This is a genomic window from Paraburkholderia sp. 22098 (genome assembly GCF_052045935.1).
In the GTDB taxonomy this organism is placed as follows: Bacteria; Pseudomonadota; Gammaproteobacteria; order Burkholderiales; family Burkholderiaceae; genus Paraburkholderia; species Paraburkholderia caledonica.
Map to the genome: position 1 here is coordinate 585239 of NZ_JBQEPV010000003.1, position 7110 is coordinate 592348.

Annotated in this window: 4 protein-coding genes, 1 rRNA gene and 1 pseudogene; 3 read left to right on the plus strand and 3 right to left on the minus strand. The window is 60.0% G+C overall.

Going from position 1 to position 7110, the window contains the following annotated elements:
- Positions 1 to 7 precede the first annotated feature (7 nt).
- Positions 8 to 1204, plus strand: a complete 1197-nt coding sequence (locus tag ACTJLB_RS09295; protein WP_131320410.1) for a porin — start codon at positions 8 to 10, stop codon at positions 1202 to 1204.
- A gap of 188 nt (positions 1205 to 1392) precedes the next feature.
- On the opposite strand, the gene ACTJLB_RS09300 is transcribed toward ACTJLB_RS09295, so the two are convergent.
- Positions 1393 to 3066, minus strand: a complete 1674-nt coding sequence (locus tag ACTJLB_RS09300) for a long-chain fatty acid--CoA ligase (RefSeq protein WP_440783093.1) — start codon at positions 3064 to 3066, stop codon at positions 1393 to 1395.
- Positions 3067 to 3220: 154 nt separating this feature from the next.
- Complete coding sequence (locus ACTJLB_RS09305) at positions 3221 to 5299, minus strand: molybdopterin-containing oxidoreductase family protein (protein WP_440783094.1); 2079 nt, start codon at positions 5297 to 5299, stop codon at positions 3221 to 3223.
- 182 nt (positions 5300 to 5481) lie between these two features.
- Between ACTJLB_RS09305 and ACTJLB_RS09310 the strand changes: the two genes are divergently transcribed.
- A complete protein-coding gene (locus ACTJLB_RS09310; protein WP_440783095.1) occupies positions 5482 to 6690 on the plus strand; it encodes a M20 aminoacylase family protein in 1209 nt (402 codons plus the stop codon).
- Between the two features lie 16 nt (positions 6691 to 6706).
- A pseudogene (locus ACTJLB_RS09315) lies at positions 6707 to 6883 on the plus strand (lipocalin family protein); the annotation flags it as partial.
- 100 nt (positions 6884 to 6983) lie between these two features.
- Here the strand turns inward: ACTJLB_RS09315 and rrf are convergent.
- A 5S ribosomal RNA gene (gene rrf, locus ACTJLB_RS09320) occupies positions 6984 to 7097 on the minus strand.
- Positions 7098 to 7110 lie beyond the last annotated feature (13 nt).

Here is a 7110-nt window from a genome sequence, read left to right on the forward strand (position 1 = left end):
TCATTCGATGAAAAAGTCGCTTCTCGCTCTCGCAGCACTGGGCGCATTCGCAGGCGTCGCACATGCTCAGAGCAGCGTGACCCTGTACGGTATCATTGACGAAGGCTTCAACATCAACACCAACTCGGGTGGCAAGCACCTGTACAACCTGTCCAGCGGTGTTATGCAAGGCTCGCGTTTCGGCCTGCGCGGCACGGAAGATCTGGGCGGCGGTCTGAAGGCGCTGTTCGTGTTGGAAAACGGCTTTGACGTGAACAACGGCAAGCTGGGTCAAGGCGGCCTGATGTTCGGTCGTCAAGCATACGTCGGTCTGTCGAGCCAGTTCGGCACGGTCACGCTGGGTCGTCAGTACGACTCCGTCGTCGACTACGTTGGTCCGCTGGAAGCCGGCGACCAGTGGGGCGGCTACATCGCTGCTCACCCGGGCGACATCGACAACTTCAACAACGCATACCGTACGAACAACACGGTCAAGTACACCAGCGCGGATTACGGCGGCCTGAAGTTCGGCGGCACGTACAGCTTCGGCGGTGTTGCTGGCAACGTTACGTCGAACCAGATCTGGTCGTTGGGCGCTGGCTACAACAACGGTCCGCTGGTCTTGGGCGTCGGTTACTTGAACGCACGTACGCCGGCAGCTTCGGGCGGCCTGTTCAACAACGGCGGCACGATCGCCACGAACACGCCGGCAACGCCGACGGCTGCAGCAAACTTTGCAGTGACGTCGCCGGTCTACGCTGGCTTCTCGTCGGCTAACACGTACCAGGTCATCGGCGCAGGCGGCGCGTACACGTTCGGCGCAGCAACGGTCGGCCTGACGTACTCGAACATCCGCTTCGCAAACCTGGGCGCTTCGTTTGCATCGCCGTTCAAGGGTCAATCGGCTACGTTCAACAACGCGGAAATCAACTTCAAGTATCAGTTGACCCCGGCGTTGCTGGTCGGCGCGGCATACGACTACACGCGCGGCGCGGACATCGCTGGTGCATCGCGTGCTCAGTACCACCAAGGCTCGCTGGGCGTGGACTACTTCCTGTCCAAGCGTACCGACGTCTACGTGATCGGCGTGTATCAACACGCTTTGGGCGACACGCTGACGGCTACGGGCGCTGTGACTTCGGCCAAGGCTGGCATCAACGGCCTGTCGGGCTCGTCGAACCAGAACCAGCTCGCAGCTCGCGTCGGTATCCGCCACAAGTTCTAATAAGTCGTAAATACGCAGTTTTGCCTCAAAGGCGCCTTCGGGCGCCTTTTTTTATGGGTCCGGCGAGCCGCGATGCTTGCCGGCTTTGCGTTTGCGACAGCACAAACAAAAAGCCCGGCAGACTGTTCGTCTGCCGGGCTTTCTGGTCTTGCTTCCGGAACTCATTGAGAGCCCATAGTGCCTTACGTTCATGCACGCCCATCGCGGAGCTCGCGACGCAAGATCTTGCCGACATTGCTCTTCGGTAGCTCGGTGCGGAATTCGACGATCTTCGGCCGCTTGTAGCCAGTCAGCTGCTGCTTGCAGTAGGCGAAGATATCCGCGTCGGTGAGCGCGTCATCTTTCCTGACGACGAACAGCTTAACGGCCTCACCTGAATGCTGGTCGGGCACGCCGACCGCGGCCACCTCGAATACGCCGGGCAGCCTGGCCACTACGTCCTCGATCTCGTTCGGATAAACGTTGAAGCCCGAAACCAGAATCATGTCCTTCTTGCGGTCGACGATCTTCACAAAGCCCTGCTCGTTCATGAAGCCAACATCGCCCGATCTGAAGAAGCCGTCCGACGTCATGACCTTGGCTGTTTCGTCTGGCCGGTTCCAATAGCCGGCCATGACCTGCGGGCCGCGAATGCAAATTTCGCCGGGCTGACCAAGTGGGACCTCGTTGCCCTCGTCGTCCCGAATCGAGACTTCGGTCGACGGCAGCGGCAAACCGATCGTGCCGCTATATTCCGTTACCGTCACCGGGTTGCAAGTCACACACGGCGACGTCTCCGACAAGCCATAGCCCTCGATAATCGGCGTATGCGTGTTTTCGAACCACCGTTTGGCGACGGCTTCCTGAACTGCCATTCCACCACCGTTGGCTGCGATCAGTTTCGAAAAGTCGAGCTTGTGGAAGTCCGGGTTGTTCAACAGCGCGTTGTACAGCGTGTTGACCGCTGGGATCGTCGTGATCGCATAGCCTTGCAAGGCTTTGATCATCCCGGGGATATCACGTGGGTTCGGGATCAAAACGCCCAAACCGCCCGTTCGAATGGTCAGCAGCCCACACACTGTCAGCGCGAAGACGTGATAAAGCGGCAGCGCCACAACGGTGATGAACTGCTCGATGTCCGTACGATCCGTGCGAGCCGGGTTGAGCCAGATTTCCGATTGCAGCACGTTGGCAATCAGATTCCGATGCAGCAGTGTCGCGCCCTTGGCCACGCCTGTGGTGCCGCCGGTGTACTGCAGGAACGCGACGTCGTCCGGGCCCTGCTGAACGGGTTTGAAAGTCTGCCGCTCGCCTTCCGCAATTGCAGTGTTGAATTTGACGTGGCCCGGCAAACTCCAGGCCGGCACCATTTTCTTCACCTGACGCACGACGAAGTTCACAACCGCGCCTTTCACGCCCATCAGATCGCCCATTGCCGCGACCACGATATGCTTCACCGCGGTATTACGCACAACTGCCTGCAAAGTCACCGCGAAGTTTTCAAGCAGGACGATTGCTTCCGCGCCGCTATCCTTCAACTGATGCTCGAGCTCACGCGGCGTGTAAAGCGGATTAACGTTCACGACCACGTAACCCGCGCGCAAGATGGCTGCGATCGCCACCGGATACTGGAGCACGTTCGGCATCATGATCGCGACGCGAGCGCCGCGCGCAAGACCCTTCGACTGAAACCAGGCGGCCAGCTTGCGCGAAAGCGCGTCCAGCTCGCCGTAGCTGATCTTTTTTCCCATGCAGACGAACGCGGGCTTGTCGCGGTGCTCGCGAAACGCCTCTTCGAGCAGTTCCGCAACGGACGAATAGCGGGTTGGGTCGATCTCTGCGGGAACGCCGGGCGGGTAAGATTTCAGCCAGATTTTATCCATGCAGCGTCTCCTTCTTTATTTTCGAATGGTCGTGCTAAAAACGCATCGTAGCATGGGCACCCCTGCGGTAATGGCGAGTGACGGCGTGGTTAGACTGCTGCCTCGAACCTTCTGAGGCTTCGGCGGCGAGGCTTGAGTGTGTGGAAGAAGATCGTCAGACGCGTTCGACCTGGACCAGACAGTCGTAGAAGGTTGCGGATCCACCGAGATCGGTCAGCGCCTGGCTCGTGACCTGATTTGCGTTGCGGCCATCGGGCGCCAGTTTCTTCCACCAGATCGACAGGCCGACCACGAGGCCTTGACGCGTCCGGTCGGTGACACGGGCGCGCGCCTGCATTGAGCCGCGGTCGTTGAAGATACGCACCTGGTCACCGTCGACGATATCCCGCGATCCCGCGTCTGCCGGGTGAATGTCGAGATGCGGCTCACCTTCGGTAGACCGCAGGCTTTCAACGTTGACGAAGGTGCTGTTCAGGAAGTTGCGCGCGGGCGGCGAGATCATCGCAAGCGGGTAGCGAGCGGCGAGTTCGGGCGCCGACTCCGCGGATTCATACGGCGGCACGTAATCCGGAAGCGGATCGAGCCCCTGCTGCGCGAGCCGTTCACTGTAGAACTCGCACTTGCCCGAGGGCGTGCGAAAGCCGCCTTCGGCAAAAGGCGCATCGGGAAGGTTCAGCTTTGCCCAACCGACCCGTTTGAGCGATTCCCAATCGACGCCTTTGAGCGTCTTGTCTTGCCAACGCAAGGCGCTGCGCGCAACGGTTTCGTCGCTTTCGAACAGCGACGGCTCATCCAGCCCCATCTGACGGGCGAGGCCGCGAAAGATTTCAGTATTGGGACGTGCGTCGCCTACAGGAGGAATTGCCGGCAAGTTCACCATGACGTGCGTGTGGCCGTACGACTTGTGCACGTCGAGGTGCTCCAGTTGCGTGGTGGCCGGCAGGAGCAAATCCGCATAGTCGGCGGTGTCGGTCTGGAAGTGCTCGAGCACGATCGTGAAGAGGTCCTCGCGCGCGAACCCTGCAGCGACGCGTTCAGAATCAGGTGCAACGGCAACAGGATTCGAGTTATAGACGACGATCGCCTCGATTTTCGGGCCGAATGTCGCGTCGCTCGGATGCAGCAACGCGTCGCCGATTGCGTTCATATTGATTACGCGGCTGGGCCTGGCCGGCCAGCCGGGCATCAGGTCGGGACGCTGCAATGCATGCGTGTCGACCGGCGCCCACCCGGACGACGACAACAAGGCACCGCCGGCCCGCTCGCGCCACGCGCCGGTCAGCGACGGCAGGCACGCAATGGCGCGCACGGCATTGCCGCCGCCGCGCACTCTTTGCAGACCATAGTTCAGGCGAATCGCAGCCTTTTTCGTGCTGCCGTAAAGTCGCGCCAGGTCGACGACAACCTGCTCGTCAATGCCGCAAATCTCGGCGACGCGTGACGGCGAATACCCGAGCGCCCGCGCTTTCAGCTCATCGAAGCCCAGTGTGTGCGCCGCGATGTAAGCGTGATCGAGCAGATCTTCGGAGATCAGCACGTTCATCATGCCGAGGGCGAGTGCGCCGTCGGTCCCGGGTTTCAGCGCAATGTGTTGATGGCACTTCTCGGCGGTCAGCGAGCGATACGGGTCGATCGCAATGAGCCGGGCGCCTTGGCGCTTGGCCTGCTGCGCACGTGTCCACCAGTGCAGGTTCGACGCAATCGGATTCGAGCCCCAGATCAGGATGACCTCGCTTTCGTCGAAAAACTCCGTGAGCATGCCGATGCCCGCGCCGTACGTATATTTCAAGCCCGCGGCACCGGCCGCTGCGCAGATCGTCCGATCCAGCTGCGATGCGCCGAGCTTATGAAAGAAACGTTGAGCGATGCTGTCGCCTTGGACCAGGCCCATGGTGCCGGCGTAGCTGTATGGCAGGATCGCCTCGGGCGCGCGCTGCGCTATTTCTGACAGATGCTTCGCGCCCAGTTCAAACGCCTCGCTCCAGCTGATGGGTTCGAAATGCCCCTCGCCTTTGCGGCCAATGCGCTTCATCGGCGTTGTCAGACGATGCGGATGGTGAACTCTCTCTGCATACCGACTAACTTTGGTACACAACGCGCCTTGGGTTGGCGGATGGTCCGGGTCGCCGACCACTTTAATCGCCCGACCAGCCTCGACTGTTACACGCATCGCGCAGGTGTCGGGGCAGTCGTGTGGGCAAACTGCGCGAGCGAATTCAGTCGGAGCGTTCATGGGGTAACCATTCAGGGGACGGGAAGTGTGGCGTAACGCCGGATTTTATTACGTCCGTCGGCGCTTGCCTGCATGCTGCCGCCAAAAAGGCTTCGGCGTAGAATCATTAGCACTGCGTCCGGGCGCAACTTGCCCGAGCGATTCCTTGCAAGTCAAAAGCTAAAGCGCATCGGCACTCTATTATGAAACTGATCCCCGAAATTCAAGCTGCTCACGGAGAAATTCAGAGTCTTCGACGAACGATCCATGCTCACCCTGAACTGCGTTACGAAGAGACTGCGACAGCTGATCTCGTCGCCAAGACGCTTGAGTCATGGGGCATAGAAACTCATCGTGGATTGGGAAAGACAGGAGTAGTTGGCATCCTCAAACGCGGAAACAGTACACGTTCTGTCGGTCTGCGCGCCGACATGGATGCGCTGCCAATCCAGGAACTGAACAGGTTCGAACACAAATCAAAAAACGACGGGAAAATGCACGCGTGCGGCCACGACGGCCACACAGCAATGCTGCTCGGCGCGGCGCGACATCTTGCGAAACACGGTGAGTTCGACGGCACCATCGTATTCATTTTCCAGCCTGCCGAAGAAGGCGGCGCGGGTGCGCAAGCGATGATCGACGATGGATTATTCGAGAAATTTCCGGTCGACGCCGTGTTCGGCATTCACAACTGGCCGGGCATGCCTGCTGGCAAATTTGGCGTGACTGAAGGTCCGATTATGGCCTCCAGCAATGAGTTTCGTATCGAGATCAAAGGCGTCGGCTCGCACGCAGCGCTACCGCACAATGGCCGTGACCCGGTCTTTACCGCCGTACAGATCGCTAACGGATTGCAGAGCATCATCACGCGAAACAAAAAGCCGCTTGATACGGCCGTGCTCTCAATCACCCAGATCCACGCCGGCGACGCGGTCAACGTCGTTCCCAACGATGCCTGGCTCGCGGGCACAGTGCGCACGTTCACGACAGAAACGCTCGACTTGATCGAAGCGCGCATGCGCAAAATCGTTGAAAACACGGCGGAGGCCTACGATTGCTCGGCTGAAGTGCACTTTCACCGGAACTACCCGCCCACGATCAACAGCGGTGACGAAGCGCGATTCGCGGCGGCAGTTATGAAGGAGATCGTCGGCGCAGAGAACGTAGACGATTCCGTGGAACCCACGATGGGTGCCGAGGACTTTTCCTTCATGTTGCTGGCGAAGCCAGGGTGTTACGCGTTTCTTGGCAACGGCGACGGCGGCCACCGCGATGCGGGCCACGGTGCGGGCCCGTGCATGCTGCACAACGCCAGCTACGACTTCAACGACGAATTGCTTCCTATCGGCTCCACGTACTGGGTACGACTGGCGCAGCGCTTTCTGGCGGAGAACGATACGACGGATCGATGAAGTTCGGACGGCACGTCGCGCTGGCGTGCTCGTGGATCCGCTGATGGACGACCAGGAACTGGACTCGCGACAGTCTACTGGCGCGGTGTACTGGGAGGGCGCGGTGCGCGTGAGCCGCGATGGCGCCGATCTCGGGCGGGCTTATCTGGAGCTGACCGGTTATGCGAACGCACTGCGGATCGACAGGCAGTGAGGCTGTAAGGTGGTCTGGCTGTTTTACCGCCGCGTTTTACCACCGCGTAAACGCAGAAACCCCACCTTTTGTGGGGTGGGGTTTCTGATGCTGCTGGGGAGCCTGACAATTACCTACTTTCACACGGGCAATCCGCACTATCATCGGCGTGGAGTCGTTTCACGGTCCTGTTCGGGATGGGAAGGGGTGGGACCGACTCGCTATGGTCATCAGGCTTTGACGGGTTG

What these genes read in the sequence shown, in the direction of transcription:
- ACTJLB_RS09300 (WP_440783093.1), bottom strand. Translation starts at nt 3,066, where the DNA reads ATGGATAAAATCTGGCTGAAATCTTACCCGCCCGGCGTTCCCGCAGAG.
- ACTJLB_RS09305 (WP_440783094.1), bottom strand. Translation starts at nt 5,299, where the DNA reads ATGAACGCTCCGACTGAATTCGCTCGCGCAGTTTGCCCACACGACTGC.
- ACTJLB_RS09295 (WP_131320410.1), top strand. Translation starts at nt 8, where the DNA reads ATGAAAAAGTCGCTTCTCGCTCTCGCAGCACTGGGCGCATTCGCAGGC.
- ACTJLB_RS09310 (WP_440783095.1), top strand. Translation starts at nt 5,482, where the DNA reads ATGAAACTGATCCCCGAAATTCAAGCTGCTCACGGAGAAATTCAGAGT.